The following is a 19313-nucleotide window of genomic DNA, read 5'->3' on the forward strand; positions in this document are numbered from 1 at the left end:
TTTCTGGGCTGGTTTCGACCCGTCTTAGTGATACGCACAGATCCCGGGATGCAACGAAAAAGATCAGAGTTTCGGCAAGATTCAGCGGCCTGTGGACTCAATGAGCCGAATCAAAACGATACCAGTTATTCATACGTGCCCTGAACCATGTGCGCTGACGTTTGGCAAACTGGCGCGTCGATATTCCAGCTTTTTCCCGTGCTTGATCAAGCGTCAGTGCTCCGGTCAGGTATGCAATCAATTCCGGAACGCCGATGGCCTTACAGGAAGGGAGCACAGGATTGTAACGCTCCTGCATAGCCCGAACTTCATCAAGCGCACCCTGATCCAGCATCTGGTCAAATCGTCTGAAGATGCGATTTTGCAGCCAGGTTTTGTTGACATCAAAAACGATCGGAACGCATTCGCTGAGGGGCAAAACCGGGTCAGGAGTTTCGCTTTGCCAGTCCGCCAGCGAACGGCCCGTGGCCTGCAAAACTTCCCAGGCGCGTTGTACACGCATGCGGTTTTGTCTGTCGATTCGGTTGGCGGTCGTTGTGTCGAGGTCAGCCAGAAGCTGGATCAGACTCATTGCGTCCGCAATATCACGTATCTCGGGCGGAGTGGCCGGGATATCGACCAATCCTTCGGTCAACGCCAGAAAATAGAGCCCCGTCCCCCCTACGATAATCGGGCGTGCGCCGTTCGAAAGCAGGGGGGTCACCTCACGCAACCAGTGGCCGGCGGAATAGGAGACGTCATAAGGCACATGACCATAAAGTCGATGTTGGGCTTGCGCCTCTTCTGCGGCTGAAGGACGGGCAGTGATGACGCGCCAGCAATCATAAACCTGGCTTGCATCGGCATTGACGATCACGCCGCCGTGGCGTTTTGCGATTTCTAGCGCAAGGGCCGATTTTCCTGACGCGGTCGGACCCGCGATGAGAACCGGTTTGTCATCGGGAATCGCAGGCAGGTTTTCGAACAATTTTGCCGCAAAAGCCGCCACCATTTGTTGTACGCCTCATTCCTTGTGATGTTGCATTGAACCTGATCGGCTTTTGCTTCATTTTGCGCCGGAAATAAACCGGTGCCGCAGCGGAGCGCAACATGACCTCTTCCAACATCCAAGCAACTACCCCGCAAACGCAGACCAAGTTCAAGCGGGTCATGCTCAAGATTTCGGGGGAGGCGCTGATGGGGGACCAGGGATTCGGCCTGCATCCACCGACGGTTCAGCGAATTGCCGAGGAAGTGAAATCAGTGCACGATCTGGGTGTCGAAATCTGCATGGTGATCGGCGGCGGTAATATCTTTCGCGGCCTCAGCGGTTCGGCGCAGGGGATGGAGCGCACGACGGCGGATTACATGGGCATGCTGGCCACCGTCATGAATGCGCTGGCCATGCAATCTGCACTGGAAGGGCTGGGTGTGTTCACTCGGGTCATTTCGGCCATTCCGATGGATCAGGTCTGTGAACCTTATATCCGCCGCCGCGCGGTGCGCCACCTGGAGAAAAAGCGGGTTTGCATCTTTGCTGCCGGAACAGGAAACCCCTACTTCACCACAGATACCGCCGCAACGCTGCGTGCGAGCGAGATGAGCTGCGAAGCCATTTTCAAAGGTACCAAGGTTGACGGAGTCTACGACAAGGACCCAGCCAAGTTTGACGATGCCAAGCGGTACGACACCGTGAGTTATGACGATGTGCTGGCTAAGCGATTGGGAGTAATGGACGCATCGGCCATTGCGCTGGCTCGGGACAACAGTTTGCCGATCATCGTCTTTTCGCTGGACGAACCTGGTGGGTTCCGGGGTATTCTGGCGGGTGAGGGGACCTATACCCGGGTTCAGGGCTGATCTGCACCAATCAGCAAGTTGTGAGCCGGAACAATATTGGATTTAGCTCATTTTGTTGCATGACTGCCCGCGAAAAACTTGACGATGGCCGCCACAATCTTCCACTGGGGGCTGCACCCGTGGGCGATCAATGCGGTTGTTGCGCTGGCGTTAGTTTTTTAGCATTTTGCCTTAAATTACAGGCTGCCGCTGACAATGCGTTCGGTGTTTTATCCGTTGTTCGGAGAGGCGACCTGGGGTCCGCTGGGACACATCGTCGACGTACTGGCGGTATTCGCGACCATTTTCGGCCTTGGATCAGGTGGTGTCGGGAACCGGACAGGCACTAGAATGATGCGGCTTTGGAGCTGAAAAAGTTCAAGATGTTCGAAGCTTTCCCGCTAACCGGGTTTTTGTCCTTCGCGGGTATCATTTTGGTGGTCATCTTCTTTGCCACCTCGTCTGACTCGGGTTCATAGGTGATCGACACGTTCACAGCGGGCGAGACCGACGCGCCAACTACACAACGGGTTTTCTGGTGTATTCTAGAAGGGGTAATCGCTGTTGTTCTGCTGTTGGACGGCGGATTGGGGGCATTGGAAGCGGTCGCTATTGCGACCCGCTTTCCGCTTGCCATCGTTTTGGTTTTGATGTGCCTGTCCATCTTCATCGGTTTGATCCGAGAAAAGCACGAACTTTGATCATTCGTTGATATCCTCTGAAAGCTCCGGCAATTCGCCGGGGCTTTTGCGGCTTGGGCGCTTGACCTGCATCGATGTTACGGGCTAGCTATCACCGTCTTTCGGACCACGAATTTTGTCCGAAAGACTGCTAGTGTTCCCTCAACTCAAACATAGGGGCCACAGCTCGGCTGGAAGACCTGCCATGTCGTCGGAGTTGTCCGAAATCATGTGCGGGCAAATCTGCGAGACGTGGAACATGATTGAGGAGAACATTTGCAATGAGCACTCTGGATATCGAATTCGTCAGAGCCCAGTTTCCCGCATTTTCCGAACCGAGCCTTGAGGGGCAGGCGTTCTTCGAGAATGCAGGCGGGTCTTATACATGTAAACCTGTGATCGACCGGTTGACGCGGTATTACACTCAGCGCAAGGTCCAGCCCTATGGTCCATACGAGGCAAGCCGCCTTGCCGGGGTTGAAATGGACGAGGCCCGGACGCGGATGGCGGCTCTGTTGGGGGTTGAGACTGATGAGCTGAGCTTTGGCCCGTCGACTACGCAAAACACCTATGTGCTGGCGCAGGCGTTCCGTCAGTGGATGAATCCAGGTGATGCGATTGTGGTAACAAACCAAGATCATGAGGCCAACTCAGGCCCGTGGCGGCGGCTTGCGGATGACGGCATCGAGATCAGGGAATGGCGGATCGATCCGGATTCGGGATCGCTCGCCCTTGAGGACCTGGAAAGGCTTCTGGATTCAAAAGTTCGTTTGGTGTGTTTTCCGCATTGTTCGAACGTGGTGGGTGAGATCAATCCTGTGGCCGATATCACCGCGGTTTGCCACGCCGCCGGGGCTTACGTATGCGTCGATGGCGTTTCCTATGCGCCTCACGGTTTTGCCAATATCGGAGAGCTTGGCCCCGACATCTATCTGTTCTCGGCTTACAAGACCTATGGGCCGCATCAAGGTTGCATGGTGATCCGTCGAAGGCTGGGCGAGTTACTGCCCAACCAGGCGCATTTTTTCAACGCCGACGTTCTGTACAAACGGTTTACTCCGGCAGGGCCGGATCATGCGCAGATTGCAGCCAGCGCTGGCATGGCAGATTATGTCGATCTGCTGTGCGATCATCACGGAGGCCCTACCTCGAACGCGGCTGACCGAGGGGCGTATGTTCATGACCTGATGCGGGCTCACGAGATTGCGTTGTTGCAGCCGCTTTTGGATGCAGTAAAAAATCGAAATGCAGTTCGCCTGATCGGGCCCGACGCGGCGGAGCGGCGCGCGCCAACCGTCGCAATAGCACTGAACAGTTCGGTACACGCGGCAGCTGAAGGGCTTGCCAAGCTCAACATAATGGCAGGTAGTGGTGATTTTTACGCGGTCCGCCCGCTTCAGGCAATGAACATTGATCCGGATACTGGTGTCTTAAGGCTAAGCTTCACGCACTACACGTCTAAGAACGAAATCGACCGGTTGCTGGAAGCTTTGGATCGCGTTTTGTGATGGCGTTCCGCTGCCGCGCGTTTCGGCAAATCGTAAGATATGAAGCGCGCGCGGATCAGCTTTCAGCTCCACAGCCACCGCGCGAAAACTTCCTGCTGATTCAGTCGTTCTGTTGGCTATTAGAAGGATAAATCCACACTCATCCACTCTCCGTTTGAGGTTAAAAAAAGTAGAAAAGACAAATCTTGCCAGAAATCCAATCTCCTTTTAGCCTGTTAGCACTTCGCAGCGGGGAGAGCGGATGGTCCTGACATCGACTGAAGGGCAGGAAAACCTGCCGCGATATTTCACTCAAGTCATGAAAATGCTGGATGGCATGAAAGCCGGCCGGTTGGACATTGGATTGCCAGATGGGCGCGTGTTTCGGGCCGAAGGAACGAAACCGGGGCCAGTCGCCCGGATCGACATTCATCATCCAGATGTGTTTGCGCGACTGATACGCGAGGGCGATCTTGGATTTTCGGACGCCTATCTTGATGAAGAATGGAGCACGCCTGATCTGAGATCATTCATGGATCTGGTCAATCTCGACAATGAAACTGTTTATGACGGGTTTCCCGGTCATTTCCTGGCGCGGGCCTATGAGCAATTTCGGTTCTGGCTGCAACGCAATCACAAGCAGCAGGCGAGAAAGAACATCTCGTACCATTATGATCTGGGCAATGATTTCTACAGCCTCTGGCTTGATGAAACGATGACGTATTCCAGTGCGATTTTCGAAACCGGGCAGGAAAGTCTGGAAACAGCGCAGACGGCCAAATATGCCAGTCTGGTCGATGAAATGGGGGCCAAACCTGGAGATCATATTCTGGAAATTGGCTGTGGATGGGGGGGGTTCGCGGAATACGCAGCCAAGGAGCGTGGGTTGCGTGTGACGGGACTGACAATTAGTGAAGAGCAGTTCAGCTATGCATCGGAACGTATTGATAATGCTGGACTTTCCGATCTCGTTGATTTTAAGATGCAGGATTATCGTGACGAGAAAGGTTCGTATGACGGTATTGCATCAATCGAAATGTTCGAGGCGGTAGGGCAAAAGTACTGGCCGGTTTATTTCAATGCGTTGCGCGATTGTCTGAAACCCGGAGGATCGGCCACGTTGCAGATCATAACCGTCGCGGACAAACGTTGGGAAATTTATAGGAACAGCATCGATTTCATTCAGAAATACATTTTTCCCGGTGGAATGTTGCCCGCCCCTGCCGTCCTTCGCCAACAAATTGACGGGGCGGGGTTGTGTTTTGTGCGGTCCAAGGAATTCGGCAAAAGCTATGATTTGACCCTTCGCCGCTGGTACGAGACCTTCAATGACAGGTGGGATCAGATTTCCGCCATGGGGTTTGATGAGCGTTTTCGCCGCATGTGGAATTTTTATCTCACCTCTTGCGGCGCAGCCTTTGACACCGGCATTTGCGATGTGACACAGATCACAGTTGCCAGACCGAACTAAAGCCGGATACCGCTCATGCCCACAGCTTCTCGTCTCGTCGCAGCCCTTTGTCTGGCCGTGCTCGCTTTTATCGTGTCCGGACAGATCATTGATCAAGCTCCAGAAGGCACCAATTTCGGGAAGTTCACCTACGTGAATATTGGCTTGGGGATCATTTGTGGTTGGGTCATCATGGGTCGGCGCGCGGGCCGCGGCGCCACCTGGGCTATCAACAATGGTCTGACAGGAATGGCCGCGCTGGTGTTCTGGGGACTGTTCGTTCAGGGAACCAACGAAATGTTCAGGCTGGCCATGCGGCACCGTTTTGACGGCCCGTTCGAAGCTGTATTAGCGATCTTTACACTAGGAGTCGAATTCGGGCAGCAATTGCTCGTGCCGCATATCATCTGGACGTTGCTGATTGGCGGTGTATTGTCTGGAGTGCTTACTGAGGCGGCCTGGAAGCGCTGGCGGTAAACGCGGTCAAAACCACTGAAAGCTCGAATCTGTGACTGAACTGTTTTTTTACGGAACGCTTCGCTTTGCGCCATTGCTAGAACGTGTGCTGGGGCGGGACTTGGCAACCATTGATTTAACACCTGCGTCACTGGGAGGTCACGCGGTATACGAAGTAAAAGACCAAGTCTTTCCCGTCATTATTGAGGAGCCAGAGGCACAGGCTGAGGGAGTGTTGGTTCGGGGGTTGTCAGAAGAAGACATTCAGCGCCTGGTTTTCTACGAGGGCGGCTTTGCCTATGATCTGGAATCCCGCAATTTGCGGCTACCCAACGGCTCGCAGCAGAATGCCCAGATCTTTTTTCCTGAACCAGGTCGCTGGTCGCGTGGAACTCGTTGGTCGTTGCAGCAATGGGTGGATCAATGGGGAGAAATGACCTTATATGCGGCAGAGGAGGTGATGGCCTATTTTGGTCGTGCAACCTCCGAGGAGATCGACAGGAATTTTGGTGCAATCCGAATGCGGGCCTGGGCGCAAGTGGCCGCGAAGAAACGACGCACGGGTGATCTGCGGGATGTCAGTCGGGATGTAGTTCTGCATCGACGGAACTACCCGTATTTCGAGTATTTTGGCATGCAAGAGGTTCTGCTTCAGCACCGGCAGCACGATGGCACCTTGGGACCGGTAATCAGTCGAAACTCCCTGATGACAGGGCAGGCTGCGGTTGTTTTGCCTTACGACCCGATCCGGGATACGGTGCTGCTAATCGAGCAATTCCGTGCACCTGTCTACATGATTGGCGATCCGGAACCCTGGGTATGGGAGCCCGTTGCGGGCATGATTGACCCTGGAGAGACGCCCGAGGAAACTGCACTCCGCGAGGCGCTGGAGGAGGCTCACGTCGCTTTGGATCGTCTCGAATATGCGGGGGGCGCCTATTCCTCAACCGGATCGTCAACCGAGTACGCACATTTGTTTGTAGGATTAACCGACCTGACAAAGACCGCAGACAATGGTGGTCTGGCCTCGGAAGGTGAGGATATCAGAAGCCGCATTCTGCCATTCAAGGAACTAATCGAAATGGTCGATAGCCACCGAGTTAAGAATTTGCAGCTTTTGACATTGGCGCATTGGTTGTTTCGAAACCGAGAGAGATTGCGTGAAGTGAATTAGCAGAGGTCATTTCAGACCGCTTGAGATTGCGCGGGGGCAACGCTACATCTTTTCTCCAAACTGACCGAAAGAGGGACCTATGCGCATTGCACGCGACCTGGCGGATGCCGTCGGAAAAACACCATTGATCCGGCTGCGCCGCGTCAGCGAGGAAACGGGCTGCGAAGTTCTCGGCAAGGCCGAGTTCATGAACCCCGGTCAGTCGGTCAAGGACCGCGCCGCATTGTTCATCATACGTGATGCCATCGCGCGCGGAGATCTGAAACCCGGTGGCACGATCGTCGAGGGAACGGCGGGCAATACTGGCATCGGGCTGGCTTTGGTCGGAGCGTCGATGGGATTCAGGACAGTGATTGTTATTCCCGAGACCCAGTCGGAAGAAAAAAAGGATATGTTGCGACTGGCCGGCGCGCAGTTGGTGCAGGTGCCCGCCGCACCCTATCGCAACCCCAACAACTTTGTGCACTATTCCAGGCGTCTAGCAGAGGAGCTTAACAAAACTGAACCCAATGGTGCGATCTGGGCCAACCAGTTTGACAACCTAGCCAACCGTCAGGCGCATGTGGAAACAACGGGCCCTGAAATATGGGAGCAAACCGACGGCAAGGTTGACGGATTCATCTGTGCCGTGGGATCGGGTGGAACGCTGGCCGGCGTGGCAGAGGCGTTGCAACCAAAGGGCGTCAAGATCGGTCTTGCAGATCCGATGGGTGCAGCACTCTACAGTTATTATACCACCGGCGAATTGGCGATGGAGGGGGGGTCCATCGCCGAAGGTATCGGCCAGGTTCGTATCACGCGGAATCTCGAAGGGTTCAAACCCGATTTTACCTATCAGGTGCCGGATGCCGAGGCGTTGCCATACATCTTCGATCTGTTGCGCGAAGAGGGGCTGGTGATGGGTGGGTCGACAGCGATCAACATCGCGGGTGCTGTCCGCATGGCAAAAGACATGGGGCCGGGCAATACGATTGTGACCGTTTTGTGCGACTATGGAACCCGCTATCAATCGAAACTGTTCAATCCGGAATTCTTGCGTGAAAAGGAGTTGCCGGTTCCTGATTGGATGACTGAAGCGCCCCGCAGTATTCCGGGTGTGTTTGAGGACGTGTGATGTCCTGGCTAGGCCGGAATCTGTTCGGGGCAATTGCAATTCTGGCGTTTGGCTTGTTCAGTCTGGCCGAAGCGCAGCTGTCGGAAACTCAGTCCGAATACTATCGTGGGTGGGTCAAGACGGCGGATCGTGCGGAAGGCGTTGTTAAGGCCGACCGGGCTTCGAACGCAGCGATGGAAAACCTGCGGACTGAAATCAGTACTTACCGGGATGCGTTCAATAAGGCCCGCAGCGCCAATACAGACCGGATTCATACACTTGAAAGCCAGATCAAGGCTCTTGGTCCGAAACCCGAAGACGGGTCTGAAGAACCACCAGATATTGCGCGGCTGCGCACCCACTTGGAAAATCAACTAGACAAGTTACGTGTTCCGAGGATCATTTCAGAAGAGGCTTACAATCGCGCAAACGGGCTAATCAACGAGATTGACCGCATTATTCGCGAGAGACAAACCAAAGAACTGCTGTCTCGCGGCCCGTCGCCGTTAAATCCGAAATACTGGCCGAGTGCCTGGGCCGATATCAGCAAGGCGTCGCATGCTCTGGTCAACGAAATCCTTACCAATATCAGGACCGATGTCGCGCGTGAACGGTTTCAGGAGCGCGCGCCGGCCATTGTAATTCTTGTTCTCATCGCGTTTGTTCTTTTATGGCGCGGTAAACGGTGGGTCGAAACGTTTGGTGCCTATCTGCGCTCTCTCGGCGGAAGCGGCTCAGGTGTTTGGACGTTTGTAGTATCGCTTTTTCGTATCTTTTTGCCATGGGCGGGTGTTTTGTGTTTGACCACAGCTGTGTCATTGAGTGGAATCATGGGGCTGCGTGGCACACTTTTACTTGAAAAAGTTCCATACTGGGCAGCAGCAATCCTCTATTTCGACTGGATCGGACGCCAAATTTTCCTGATGGGATCGTCCAATCATTTCCAAAGACTTTCAGCGGCGCAGATTAGCGAACTTCGGGTGCATATTGGGCTTCTGGCCGTTTTGCTGGTTCTGCATGATCTAGTGAATCTCTTCGAACAGATCGAAAACATTTCTGATGCCACACGCGCTGTCGCCGGTTTTCCAGCCATTGTGGCGACCTCTCTGGTTTTGTTGCGGATGCGGCAGATTCGCCAGAGCGAAGTACTCGACAATGACGAGGGTGTAAAAACATCGGTACGCGCCGCTGGCTTCAGCCAATTGATAGAAACCTTGCGTCGCGGTCTGTTCCTGCTTGGTATTGCCTCACCAATTCTAGCGGCCTTGGGCTATTCCAATGCCGCTGAAGGGATCGTGTTTCCTGCGGTAAAGACATTAGCTTTGATCGCGGCATTCGTTATTCTTCAACGCTTTATGGGAAGCGTATACGGGTGGATAAGCGGGCAAGGCGATTCTGCGAAGGATTCGCTCTTTACAGTGCTAATAGGGTTTTTCCTGTCGATCATGGCGCTTCCGATCCTTGCGCTGTACTGGGGTGCCCGCGAAGCCGATCTGCGAGAACTTTGGTCTCGCATGCTGTTGGGATTGGACATCGGTGGTATCACGATCTCACCCAAAAACTTCCTGACATTCATCGCTATATTCGCAATCGGGTTCGGTCTGACACGACTGCTGCAGGGCGGGTTGCGGAACTCCCTTCTGCCCAAAACCAAGATTGATCCGGGAGGCCAGAACGCCATTGTCGCCGGAACGGGGTATGTCGGAATCTTTCTGGCCGCCCTGGTGGCGATTACTGTTGCGGGTTTCGATCTGTCCAATCTGGCAATTGTTGCCGGTGCGTTGTCCGTTGGTATTGGCTTCGGGCTTCAGACGATTGTCTCGAATTTTGTTTCTGGCATCATTCTTCTGGTCGAACGCCCTATTTCCAAAGGCGACTGGATCGATGTCAATGGAATGATGGGGTATGTGCGTGACATCTCCGTTCGCTCAACGCGGATTGAAACTTTTGATCGTTCCGATGTGATAGTCCCGAATTCGGATCTGATCAGTGGAGTTGTCACAAACTATACGCGTGGAAACACAGTTGGGCGCGTCATCGTTCCGGTTGGCGTTGCCTACGGGACAGATACTCGCAAAGTTGAAAAAATTCTTGGCGAAATCGCCAATGCGCACCCAATGGTTCTGGCCAACCCTGCACCCAGCGTCGTGTTCCAGAGGTTCGGTGCGGACTCGCTGGATTTCGAAATTCGCGCGATTTTGCGTGACGTGAATTGGATGTTGTCGGTGAAATCCGACATGAATCACGAAATAAACCGGCGCTTTGCGGAAGAAGGCATCGAAATCCCGTTTGCGCAGCGCGATGTCTGGCTGCGCAATCCGGAAGTCTTGCAACACCGGGATAGCCCTTCGCCTGATCCGACCAGGGACGAAACTGAACCGGCCAAGGGGACGGCCCAGACCAAACCAGCTCAAATGACAGAGGTCGACATGGAGGCGGGGGAGGGTGATGAACACTGAACTCTTATTCCGCCAGGACGCCTATATGCGTCGGGCCACTGCTCACGTAACTGGTTTGACCGAGACAGGAGGAATTACACTTGATCGAAGTCTGTTCTATGCAACGGGCGGTGGTCAACCAGGAGATGCGGGGCGTCTGATCTGGGGTGATGAATCTGCAGAAATCCGAACAACTGTCAAAGGTGAGGGTGACAGTATCGTTTTGGTTCCGACGGCCGTTAGCCCATTACCGCCGGTTGGGGCTGAGGTCCGGCAGGAATTGGACTGGGAACGACGTTTTGGCCACATGCGGGTTCACACCGCACTACATCTTTTGTCTGTAGTGATTCCACTGGTTGTGTCCGGAGGGGCGATCGCGGCTCAAAAGGGGCGTCTGGATTTCGACATGCCGGAGTCGCCGCAGAACAAAGAAGCGCTCGAATGTATGTTGCAGTCGCTGATCGACAGGGATCTGCCAGTAACCGAGGATTGGATCACGGATCAGGAACTGGATGCCAATCCTGGTTTGGTCAAAACGATGTCCGTTTCTCCCCCCAGAGGAGCCGGGAGGATCAGACTGGTTAGAATCGGTCAGGGAGACCAGCAGATCGATCTGCAGCCCTGTGGTGGCACCCATGTGGCTCGAACTGCCGAAATCGGGCGTATCAGGCTAGGAAAGATAGAGAAAAAAGGCAAACGGAACCGGCGTGTCTACTTGCATCTTGATGAATAAACACTGGAATCTACCCTTGCAAATTCCAATCCAATCGTCCAAATAACCCCGGCATGGAGAGGTGGCCGAGTGGTCGAAGGCGCACGCCTGGAAAGTGTGTAGGCGGGAAACCGTCTCCAGGGTTCGAATCCCTGTCTCTCCGCCACCCACCCCTATCTCTGTCAGCACAGCCTTTCTTTCCCTGTTTTTCCCCGTTTTATCGGGCGCTTGGGTTGTGCCATCTGCCAGGGAGACTACCGCAATCCCCCGAGCTGGCGCGATTTCTGTGTACTGTCTCCGGAGGCACCATCTGGCGCTTCGGTTAGGGCCAAATTTCCCTGCTAACAGGGAATTAACAGGGAAATTCCTCGGATTTCGACCTCTTGAGCAGTTTTTCACCCTGAATCTGTGCGCGTTATCAATGCGTTGCGCAAGAATTCCCTGCGTAAATTAACAGGGAACATTTTCGCGATTATCAGGGAAATTGTTCGGAGTAACAGGGAACGCCACGTCCAGATCAGGGATAGTTACTAGCCGCTTTCGAAGTCGTACAATCGCGCTTGGGCAACCCAATCGAGCGGCACCGGTTTTCGGATGATCCGTTCGAGGGACAGGTTTATCGGTTGTCGCCCCTCGAGGATCGCGCTTTGGATCGCGGGGGACAAGAACGCTAGTTGCGATCGGGTGCGAATGTAGGATTCTACATGACCCGTCGCCGCGGCGATCTCACCAAGGGGCCTGCCGTTGCGCAAGTCGGCTGCCCAGACATGCGCACGGGAAAGAGCGCGAAGCAGCGTGCGATCTGGTTGGGGCTCACTGTCGCCGACGATAATCTTTCCTTCGACACCGCGTCGGCGCAGTTCAAAGGGCGCCTCGATCGAGCAAACCGCGCGGTCAATCTCGTTGGGCTGCATTTCCAACGCCTCGGCTAATCCATTCGTATTCAGCTTCAAGAGAATATGGTGCTTTTCGATCTGCCCGTTGTCCAGGATTGTCTGCAGGAGATCGGGCGCGCCCTCTGAGAGTCGACTGGCGAGTCGTCGTGCTTTTTCTTTGATGGCATCGTTGCGCTGCAGATCGGGTTTTGCGCAAATCTGGTGCCGGCGGGCGACCTCGCCGATGTGCCCTGCAATGGCGTTTGCCAAGGCCTGCTCCAGTGCCGACGCGGGCAATCGCCAGCCTTGGGGATCCGTCCCTCCTGAGACCAGCCGGTTCGAGACGTAGTATCGGATCTGCCGTCCATGACGCCGGGTGTGTGTCGGGGTCAGTCGATCTCCGGTTTCATCACGGAGTTTCCCGGTGAGCGGTGCGATAGGCCTGGCACCGAGTTGCCGAGCAGCAGTCTTCCGACCCCGCGGTCGTGCACTGGCGGCCTGTAGCTTTTCCTGGATCCGCTCCCAAAACGCTTCATCGACAATGGGTTCATGCTGCCCATCCCATACCTGCGTCTTGTGGCGGATCTTGCCGATGTAGATCGGGTTGCGCAGCAATGCGTAGATCTGACCGCGCGAGAACGGATTGCCTCCCTGAACGCGCCCAGACTTGAAGCTGTGCCGCTTGGAGCGCAGGCCCAGACCATTGGCTCGGCGCATGACAGCGTTCAGGCAACCGAGGTCATCGTAGAGGGCGAAGATCTTCCGCACTGTTTCCGCTTCGTCGGCGTTGACGACGAGACCGCGGGTCTTCGGATCAGAATGCGGATCGTACCCAAGCGGAGGCACGCCGCCCATCCAGAGCCCCTTCTTCTTGGAGGCCGCGATCTTGTCCCGGATCCGCTCTGCCGTGACCTCTCGCTCGAACTGCGCGAAGGACAAGAGCACATTCAGGGTCAGCCGCCCCATCGACGAGGCGGTGTTGAAGGCCTGGGTGACCGAGACGAAGGAGCAGCCGGCGGCATCGAAGCGCTCGACCAGCTTGGCGAAGTCGGCAAGCGAGCGGGTCAGGCGGTCGATTTTGTAGACCACGACCATCTGGACGTAGCCCGCGTCGATATCGGCGAGAAGGCGCTGTAGGCCGGGTCGGTCCAATGTTCCGCCGGAGATACCGCCGTCATCGTAGCGGGTCTTGCCCGCAACCCAGCCCTCGTGCCGCTGGCTGGCGATATATGCGGCACAGGCCTCAGCCTGCGCATCAAGCGAGTTGAAGTCCTGGTCGAGTCCCTCGTCGGAGGATTTGCGGGTGTATATGGCACAGCGAATCTGTGATTTGGTCATGCTCAGGTCGTCCGTTTCAGTCCAAAGAACCGCGGTCCTGACCACCGGGCCCCGGTAATGGCCCGGGCGATCGGCGACAGCGACGCATAACGTTGACCATTCCAGACGAAGCCACCGTCGATGACATCGACCACATGGGTCACGCCATTCCATTCCCGGATGAGGCGGCCGCCGGGCTTCAGGGCGGGGCTGGTCGTGCCCCTGTCATCGCGGGTCGCTTTCTGCAGCTTGTCGACAAAGCCCTTTGGCAATCCGCGGCGTTCTTTTGCCTGTATCTCGAATGCCAAATACCGGCGCAGGAACGGGCTGCTCAGGCGTTTCGGGACGGGTGTGCCAAAGAGCTTGTTCCAGGCGGCAATCAGCGCCGCCCGGTCCATGGTTTCGATCTCGGCCAGAGAGAGCCTCATGTCGCGCTCTCCGGGCCGCTGGTGATGCGGTAGACGGCTCTAGCGCCGGGTTTGGCGGGGTCCGTTCGATCGATGCCGTACCCAGCCTTTCTAAGCCCGCTGAGCGCGGCTCGGACCGAATGCGGCTGCCAGCCGGTTGCAGACTGAAGGGCAGCAAGATCCGCACCGGCTTTGCGGCTCAGAAGTTTGCGCAGGATTGCGTTCTTGGTCTCGCGCGAAGGGGTCGATTTGGATTTGGACATTTTTTCCTCGGTTTTCGAGGCCAGCGGGATGCCGGCCCTGGTACCGAGATGCGCCCGGGGTCCGACCGGGCTTGGGAACAGTGGCGCTCGTGTCGCGCACGAAGTCCAGTCCTGAGGTGCGCTAGTCGCTCTATTCAGATTCTTTGGGAAATTTCACTCCCAAGCGCTCCAACATTTCCACCATTTCCTGCCTCTCGTTCTTCTTCTCTTCCTCTTTTGCCTGTACGGCTGGGCCGACTTCCAACATGATGCGGATTGCTTCGAGCAGCGACGGTTTGTGCCCTTTGAGACCTTTCCGACAGAGCGCGAGATAGGCAGCTTCGATGCCGTCCAACCGGACCGTCTTGCCGTCTGGCGCGCGGGCGTCGACGGGCTGGGTCAGGATCTGCGCAGCGTCCACCATGAATTCGGACTTCGTCTTCGGTCGACCCTTGGGATTCCCGGACTGTCCTTTCTGCCAGCGCGTGGACTTTGGCGGGTTGGCATAGCCGACATTACTTTTGTTACTCACGGTCTTTTCCCTTCTGATCCATGTACTCGCTGATCCTTTTGAGGGCGCGGAGCATCTGCTTCTTTTCCTCTTCCGGCGAATAGGCATCGGGATCGGCGATACCGGACTCATCGATGATGCGCCGCTGCAGAGCCATGGCTTGCTTGTCACCGTTCAGTGCCAGATCGCGGAGCTTCCACATCAACGCATCCCGGATCGGCAGTTTCTGGTCGTTGTCTTTCACCCGGACTTTGCGGTTGAGAACCCGGTTCAGCACCGTGTTCAGATCTTCGCGTTTGCGCGGGCGACCACGGGGATTGCCAGACTTACCTTTTTTGAACTGTGCATGTTCAGGCGGGTTCTTGTAGCCGACCTTGGGGGTTTTCGCGTCTGTCATTCGGCGGCCTCCACGGTCGCGGTGTTGGCCTCGTCTTCGCGGTCATGCGCAACCTCGGCAAAGGTCTGATCGGTATCAATCAAACGCGCGGGCCGGCCCGTTTGAGCCTCAAAGCGCCGACAGATCACATCGCAATAGAGCGGGTCGAGTTCGATCATACGGGCCACACGCCCCGTACGTTCGGCCGCGATCAGCGTGGTGCCCGAGCCGCCGAAGCCGTCGAGCACGATGTCGCCGCGGCGGGTTACATCGCGGATGGCATCCGCCACAAGTGCTGTGGGCTTGACGGTCGGATGAAGCGCCAGATCCTCTTGATTGCCTCCGAAGCTGTTGACGCCAGGATAGTCCCAGACATTCGTCCGATAGCGGCCAGTTTCACCAAGACCGAAGGTGTTCAGGTGTTTTGCGGTGCCGACCTTGTAGACGAAGATCAGTTCGTGGCGGGAGCGGTAGAAAGTGCCCATGCCGCCATTGGTTTTGGCCCACACCACCAGATTCTTCAGCTCTGAATAGGCCTCGGCACCGGCTGCGCTCAGTTCGTCCATGTGGCGCCAATCCATACAAACGAAGTGGATGGCGCCATCGAGGCTGACGTCAGCCATTGAGGTAAGCGCATCGCGGAGGAAGCTGGTAAAGCCAGCCTTGTCCATCTCGCCCGTTGCCATGGCGAATTCGCGATGCTTCACCTTTCCGGATCCGCAGACATGGCCATCAATTTTCACATTGTAGGGTGGATCGGTGAAGACAGCGCGGGCGCGCTCGCCGCCCATGAGGCGCCGATAGGTATCTGGATGCAGCGCATCGCCGCAGATCAGCTTATGGCGACCAAGCTGCCAGATGTTGCCGGGCCGGGTGATCGCGGGGCCAACGGCAGGCTCAGGGATATCATCGGCAGGGTCACGCTCGCCCTCACCCTCGTCTTCAAGGAGCAGGTCGATCTCTGCGGTCTCGAACCCGGTGATCTCGAGGTCGAAATCGAGTTCCATCTCCGAGAGCGCCTGCAATTCGATCGCAAGGATTTCCTGATCCCAGCCCGCCAGCTCGGCCAGGCGATTGTCGGCGATAACGTAAGCGCGCCGTTCGGCCTCGCTGAGATGCGCCAGCTCAATGACGGGCACTTCGTTGTATCCGAGCTTGCGCGCTGCAAGGACGCGGCCGTGCCCGGCGACGATGCAGTCGTCACCATCGATCAGAACTGGGTTGACGAAATTGAACTGCCGGACCGACGCTGCGATCTGTTCGATCTGCTTTTCAGAGTGTGTGCGGGCGTTCCCCGCGTAGGGTTTAAGATCCTCCACCTTGCGGTAGGTGATCTTGAGCCGGAGCGTTTCCGGCAGGTTCGGGCTCTTCGCCCCGGTCTTCGCATTCGGCACAGTAGGTCCTCCTCATGCACCATGCCCGCCGGACTGCCCGGAAGGCTCCTTCGAAACTTTCGTGCGGTGCTGAACACCGCGGTTTCTCCGTTGATGCGTAAGCAGGACCCTCAGGGTCGCTCACGAAGGATCAGGGTGACCTGATCTGCGAACGGCTCTTTCGCCGCCGTTCGACCCATCGTTCGGAAGCCATATCTGGCTCTGAACGGTGGATGGAAAAGAGATGGGGTTGTGATCGATCAAACGCAAGGAAAAAACTCCAAACATATAAATGGCTTATGCAGAATCTTCAGTGTTCTCTTTTCGTTTCGCTCTGAGTCAGCCCTGGAACGAAGTCCCAATTTCCAAGGCTGGACGGTTCAATCACTTCCGGAGGTAATCATATCGAAGCGCTGACGATCAAAACGACATTGCCGGTTGACGCATGGCCGAGACCGCCGCCGGCGGGCTCAGTTCACGACAGCCCGTCCGCGAAGCGGTGCGCAAAACACTGTTCAGCAAGAGTTATCTTGGCGACAGGCTTGATCCATCTGTTATGGTCGGCATAAAGCACGTCAGAAGAAGGCCATTAGAAGTAAAGCTATGAATTCCAAGAGAGTGCTATTCGAGACCTTCCATGACAGGATGAACGACGCGATTGAGAAAGGGTTTTACCTAGAAGCGTCTTGGTATGCTTATGCGCTTTTGGAGGATCGATTGATTTCGATGCTCAGGCAAAGCGGTGGAGTTTGCAAAAGCGGCTCAAATAAACCCATTACCATGCTTGGGCCAAAGCTCGGAGAATTAATGAGCCGAGCAGGTACGGACAAGCTGCTTTCGGAAAATCTACCAGCAACGCAGATCAACGACTGGAAAAACGAACGAAACGATCTGATGCACGCGATGGCCGAAGGCACAATGACCCAAGCAGAAATCGACAAAAAGGCCTATTTGCTCGCGCTCCAAGGGCGTGAATTGGTCAAAGAGGTTTCTGCCGCAGCCATGAGGCTGAAGAAGCACAGAGCGAAAGCCCCTTAGAACGCGCGGGGCTATACTACATTTTGCGCCCGCCGCCCTCTTGGCAACGAGATCGGCGATGCTTACATCATCAGAGATGAACGGTCTTGGCCTCGCCCCTTCGCTGATCAGCAACAGCGCCGAGCCGCTGCGATGGCTCTATGTCACGCGGCGCTTCAAGGCACTTCAGGCCAATCTCGCCCTTCGGTCCACAGCCATTGAGGACGCGAACACCAAGGCGCAGGGGGTCATCAAGTCGCTGAACCGCTTCTTTAGGGGTGAGAGCAGCATCGACCATTATGTCGTGGCGGGATCGTGGGGAAAGCACACTGCGATTCATCCGCCGACCGATATTGATCTATGTTTCGCTCTTCCCGTCGAAATCTATCACCGCTTCAACGCCTACAGCGGCAACAAGCAATCACAGCTGCTGAACCATGTGAAGGATGTTCTCACCACGACTTATCCGCAGACCGCTATCCGTCAGGATGGACAGGTCGTCGTGGTCGGCTTCAACAGCATCACGGTCGAGGTAGTCCCTTCGTTCCTCGCAGTGGATCGCGGTCTAATAACCTGCGATACGAACAACGGCGGTCGCTGGAAGCAGGTCGATCCACTAGCCGAGATCGGCATTCTCGACCGATCGGACAAGACGCTGCGGGGCAACCACCGCAAGCTGGTGCGGATATTCAAGCAGTGGAAGCGGCACTGCAACGTGCCAATCAAGTCCTTCCACCTTGAACAGCTGATCGGCGAAGCCCTGCCTAGCCTCAGCTGGGGCAGTCATGACGAGTTCTGGTTCGACTGGATTGTGCGGGATGTCTTCGCACACGTGATCTCGCGCGCGGGCGGCGGCTTCTTCATGCCAGGCGGTATCAATGAATGGATCGATCTCGGCGATGCGTGGAAGTTCAAGGCAGAAAGCGCACATCAGCGTGCGTTCAGGGCTTGCGAGTATGAGCGCGAGAACATGAATCTCTTGGCGGGTAGTGAATGGCAGAAGATATTCGGAACAATGATCCCCGAAATGGTGATCTAGCAGCGGCGCATGCGGCGCTCGTCAAGGAATGCCGTGAACAGGCGCGCAACACGCTTTACACGTCCACGAGCTTCTTCATCTGGCTGCGCGCCCTGAAGATGGCGCGCGCCGTGCTGTGGGTTCTCGCTGCTGCCTCGGGCGCGGCGGCTGCGAGCACAGTGCTATCATCGCGCGAAGATATGGAGCTTGTGATCGCAGGATTGGCCTTGCTTGCCGTGATCCTGCCAGGCGCCGTCAAGGCGCTGAACCTCGATGATGCCATAAAGGCCTATGCCGAAAAAGCGGGTGCGTTCAAAAACGCCGAAGGCGCTCTGCGCCGTGCAGCCAACGTGTGGTCGAACAAGCCTTACGATGAATTCGAGAAGGAAGCCAAGTCAGCGCTGTCCCAACTGGACGAAGCCCGAAAAGGCTCGCTGACCCCGCCCGAGCTTTGCTTCAAGGCTGCGCAGCGCAAAGTGAAATCCGGCGACTACGATCCTGATCCAGAAGAATAGTCACTAAGCGCTTAGAATGGCTAGGGATCTCGAATCCCTTCACCTCTAGTTCAAAACCATCGTCAATCAGCTCGAGCATCTACTCGTTCAAAATCTAGATGTCCCAGCCTGCGTTAAGGGCCGATTTGTTGTCAGCAATGAGCAGTGCCTTTTTCTGGGCCAGGGTCAGGCCATAGAGTCGAACGCAAGGCACCTCACATATCCCAGCCGCTTGAACGCTTGATCAATACCACAGACAGATGCGGTCACGTCATGCGCATCGGCCAAGGCTCCCTGCAACCCCTTTGGCGTGATGTCAGGGTCCTGATGGATTAACTCGATCAGAAATTCCTGATACAAGGCCATCCGACGGCT

General features: G+C 55.9%; 19 protein-coding genes, 1 tRNA gene and 2 pseudogenes. 14 read left to right on the forward strand and 8 right to left on the reverse strand.

What is annotated here, in order from left to right; all coding sequences use genetic code 11:
• Positions 1–97 precede the first annotated feature (97 nt).
• Positions 98–991 (reverse strand): tRNA (adenosine(37)-N6)-dimethylallyltransferase MiaA, encoded by an 894-nt coding sequence (miaA, locus tag ACR0LZ_RS14555; protein WP_480750560.1) that lies wholly within the window; start codon positions 989–991, stop codon positions 98–100.
• 98 nt (positions 992–1089) lie between these two features.
• Here miaA and pyrH point away from each other — a divergent pair, with 98 nt between their 5' ends.
• The 11 genes and pseudogenes from pyrH to ACR0LZ_RS14610 all read left to right on the forward strand — a co-directional run bounded on the left by pyrH (position 1090) and on the right by ACR0LZ_RS14610 (position 11474).
• A complete protein-coding gene (pyrH, locus tag ACR0LZ_RS14560) occupies positions 1090–1839 on the forward strand; it encodes a UMP kinase (protein WP_480750561.1) in 750 nt (249 codons plus the stop codon).
• A gap of 69 nt (positions 1840–1908) precedes the next feature.
• Positions 1909–2151, forward strand: a pseudogene (locus tag ACR0LZ_RS14565) (BCCT family transporter); the annotation flags it as partial.
• Between the two features lie 50 nt (positions 2152–2201).
• Positions 2202–2519 (forward strand): annotated as a pseudogene (locus ACR0LZ_RS14570) (BCCT family transporter).
• A gap of 260 nt (positions 2520–2779) precedes the next feature.
• Entirely contained in the window at positions 2780–4006 is a 1227-nt protein-coding gene (locus ACR0LZ_RS14575; protein ID WP_480750562.1) for an aminotransferase class V-fold PLP-dependent enzyme, read from the forward strand.
• A 241-nt stretch (positions 4007–4247) separates the two neighbouring features.
• Positions 4248–5456, forward strand: a complete 1209-nt coding sequence (locus ACR0LZ_RS14580; protein WP_480750563.1) for a class I SAM-dependent methyltransferase — start codon at positions 4248–4250, stop codon at positions 5454–5456.
• 15 nt (positions 5457–5471) lie between these two features.
• Positions 5472–5912 (forward strand): TrgA family protein, encoded by a 441-nt coding sequence (locus ACR0LZ_RS14585; protein ID WP_480750564.1) that lies wholly within the window; start codon positions 5472–5474, stop codon positions 5910–5912.
• A gap of 31 nt (positions 5913–5943) precedes the next feature.
• Positions 5944–7065 carry an NUDIX domain-containing protein gene (locus ACR0LZ_RS14590; protein ID WP_480750565.1) on the forward strand — a complete coding sequence of 374 codons (1122 nt, stop codon included), beginning with the start codon at positions 5944–5946 and terminating at the stop codon, positions 7063–7065.
• Positions 7066–7144: 79 nt separating this feature from the next.
• The gene (locus ACR0LZ_RS14595) at positions 7145–8179 is read left to right on the forward strand and encodes a cysteine synthase A (RefSeq protein ID WP_480750566.1); all 1035 of its coding nucleotides are present in this window, start codon (positions 7145–7147) and stop codon (positions 8177–8179) included.
• Positions 8179–10617 (forward strand): DUF3772 domain-containing protein, encoded by a 2439-nt coding sequence (locus tag ACR0LZ_RS14600; RefSeq protein ID WP_480750567.1) that lies wholly within the window; start codon positions 8179–8181, stop codon positions 10615–10617. Before ACR0LZ_RS14595 ends, ACR0LZ_RS14600 begins: the two co-directional genes overlap by 1 nt.
• On the forward strand, positions 10607–11329 hold the full coding sequence (locus tag ACR0LZ_RS14605; RefSeq protein WP_480750568.1) for an alanyl-tRNA editing protein: 723 nt from the start codon (positions 10607–10609) through the stop codon (positions 11327–11329). Before ACR0LZ_RS14600 ends, ACR0LZ_RS14605 begins: the two co-directional genes overlap by 11 nt.
• Positions 11330–11384: 55 nt before the next feature.
• A tRNA-Ser gene (locus tag ACR0LZ_RS14610) sits at positions 11385–11474 on the forward strand.
• A 364-nt stretch (positions 11475–11838) separates the two neighbouring features.
• Here the strand turns inward: ACR0LZ_RS14610 and ACR0LZ_RS14615 are convergent.
• The 6 genes from ACR0LZ_RS14615 to ACR0LZ_RS14640 form a co-directional block, all read right to left on the reverse strand.
• Entirely contained in the window at positions 11839–13521 is a 1683-nt protein-coding gene (locus ACR0LZ_RS14615; protein ID WP_480750569.1) for a recombinase family protein, read from the reverse strand.
• Between the two features lie 2 nt (positions 13522–13523).
• Positions 13524–13928 carry a DUF2924 domain-containing protein gene (locus ACR0LZ_RS14620; protein ID WP_480750570.1) on the reverse strand — a complete coding sequence of 135 codons (405 nt, stop codon included), beginning with the start codon at positions 13926–13928 and terminating at the stop codon, positions 13524–13526.
• On the reverse strand, positions 13925–14170 hold the full coding sequence (locus ACR0LZ_RS14625) for a DUF3489 domain-containing protein (RefSeq protein ID WP_480750571.1): 246 nt from the start codon (positions 14168–14170) through the stop codon (positions 13925–13927). The genes ACR0LZ_RS14620 and ACR0LZ_RS14625 overlap by 4 nt, the downstream gene beginning before the upstream one ends.
• 130 nt (positions 14171–14300) lie before the next feature.
• Complete coding sequence (locus ACR0LZ_RS14630; RefSeq protein WP_480750572.1) at positions 14301–14792, reverse strand: DUF5681 domain-containing protein; 492 nt, start codon at positions 14790–14792, stop codon at positions 14301–14303.
• On the reverse strand, positions 14674–15057 hold the full coding sequence (locus tag ACR0LZ_RS14635; protein ID WP_480750573.1) for a DUF5681 domain-containing protein: 384 nt from the start codon (positions 15055–15057) through the stop codon (positions 14674–14676). Before ACR0LZ_RS14635 ends, ACR0LZ_RS14630 begins: the two co-directional genes overlap by 119 nt.
• Complete coding sequence (locus ACR0LZ_RS14640; RefSeq protein WP_480750574.1) at positions 15054–16430, reverse strand: site-specific DNA-methyltransferase; 1377 nt, start codon at positions 16428–16430, stop codon at positions 15054–15056. The genes ACR0LZ_RS14635 and ACR0LZ_RS14640 overlap by 4 nt, the downstream gene beginning before the upstream one ends.
• 624 nt (positions 16431–17054) lie before the next feature.
• Between ACR0LZ_RS14640 and ACR0LZ_RS14645 the strand changes: the two genes are divergently transcribed.
• From ACR0LZ_RS14645 to ACR0LZ_RS14655, 3 genes are read left to right on the forward strand one after another with little or no spacing between them, the layout of a single operon-like run.
• A complete protein-coding gene (locus tag ACR0LZ_RS14645) occupies positions 17055–17447 on the forward strand; it encodes a hypothetical protein (protein ID WP_480750575.1) in 393 nt (130 codons plus the stop codon).
• A 58-nt stretch (positions 17448–17505) separates the two neighbouring features.
• Entirely contained in the window at positions 17506–18465 is a 960-nt protein-coding gene (locus tag ACR0LZ_RS14650) for an SMODS domain-containing nucleotidyltransferase (protein ID WP_480750576.1), read from the forward strand.
• Positions 18420–18959, forward strand: coding sequence for a hypothetical protein (locus ACR0LZ_RS14655; RefSeq protein ID WP_234162501.1), 540 nt, complete (start codon positions 18420–18422; stop codon positions 18957–18959). Before ACR0LZ_RS14650 ends, ACR0LZ_RS14655 begins: the two co-directional genes overlap by 46 nt.
• Before the next feature lie 165 nt (positions 18960–19124).
• On the opposite strand, the gene ACR0LZ_RS14660 is transcribed toward ACR0LZ_RS14655, so the two are convergent.
• Complete coding sequence (locus ACR0LZ_RS14660; protein ID WP_480750577.1) at positions 19125–19304, reverse strand: hypothetical protein; 180 nt, start codon at positions 19302–19304, stop codon at positions 19125–19127.
• Positions 19305–19313 lie beyond the last annotated feature (9 nt).

It is taken from the genome of Ruegeria sp. CI1, from assembly GCF_056536925.1.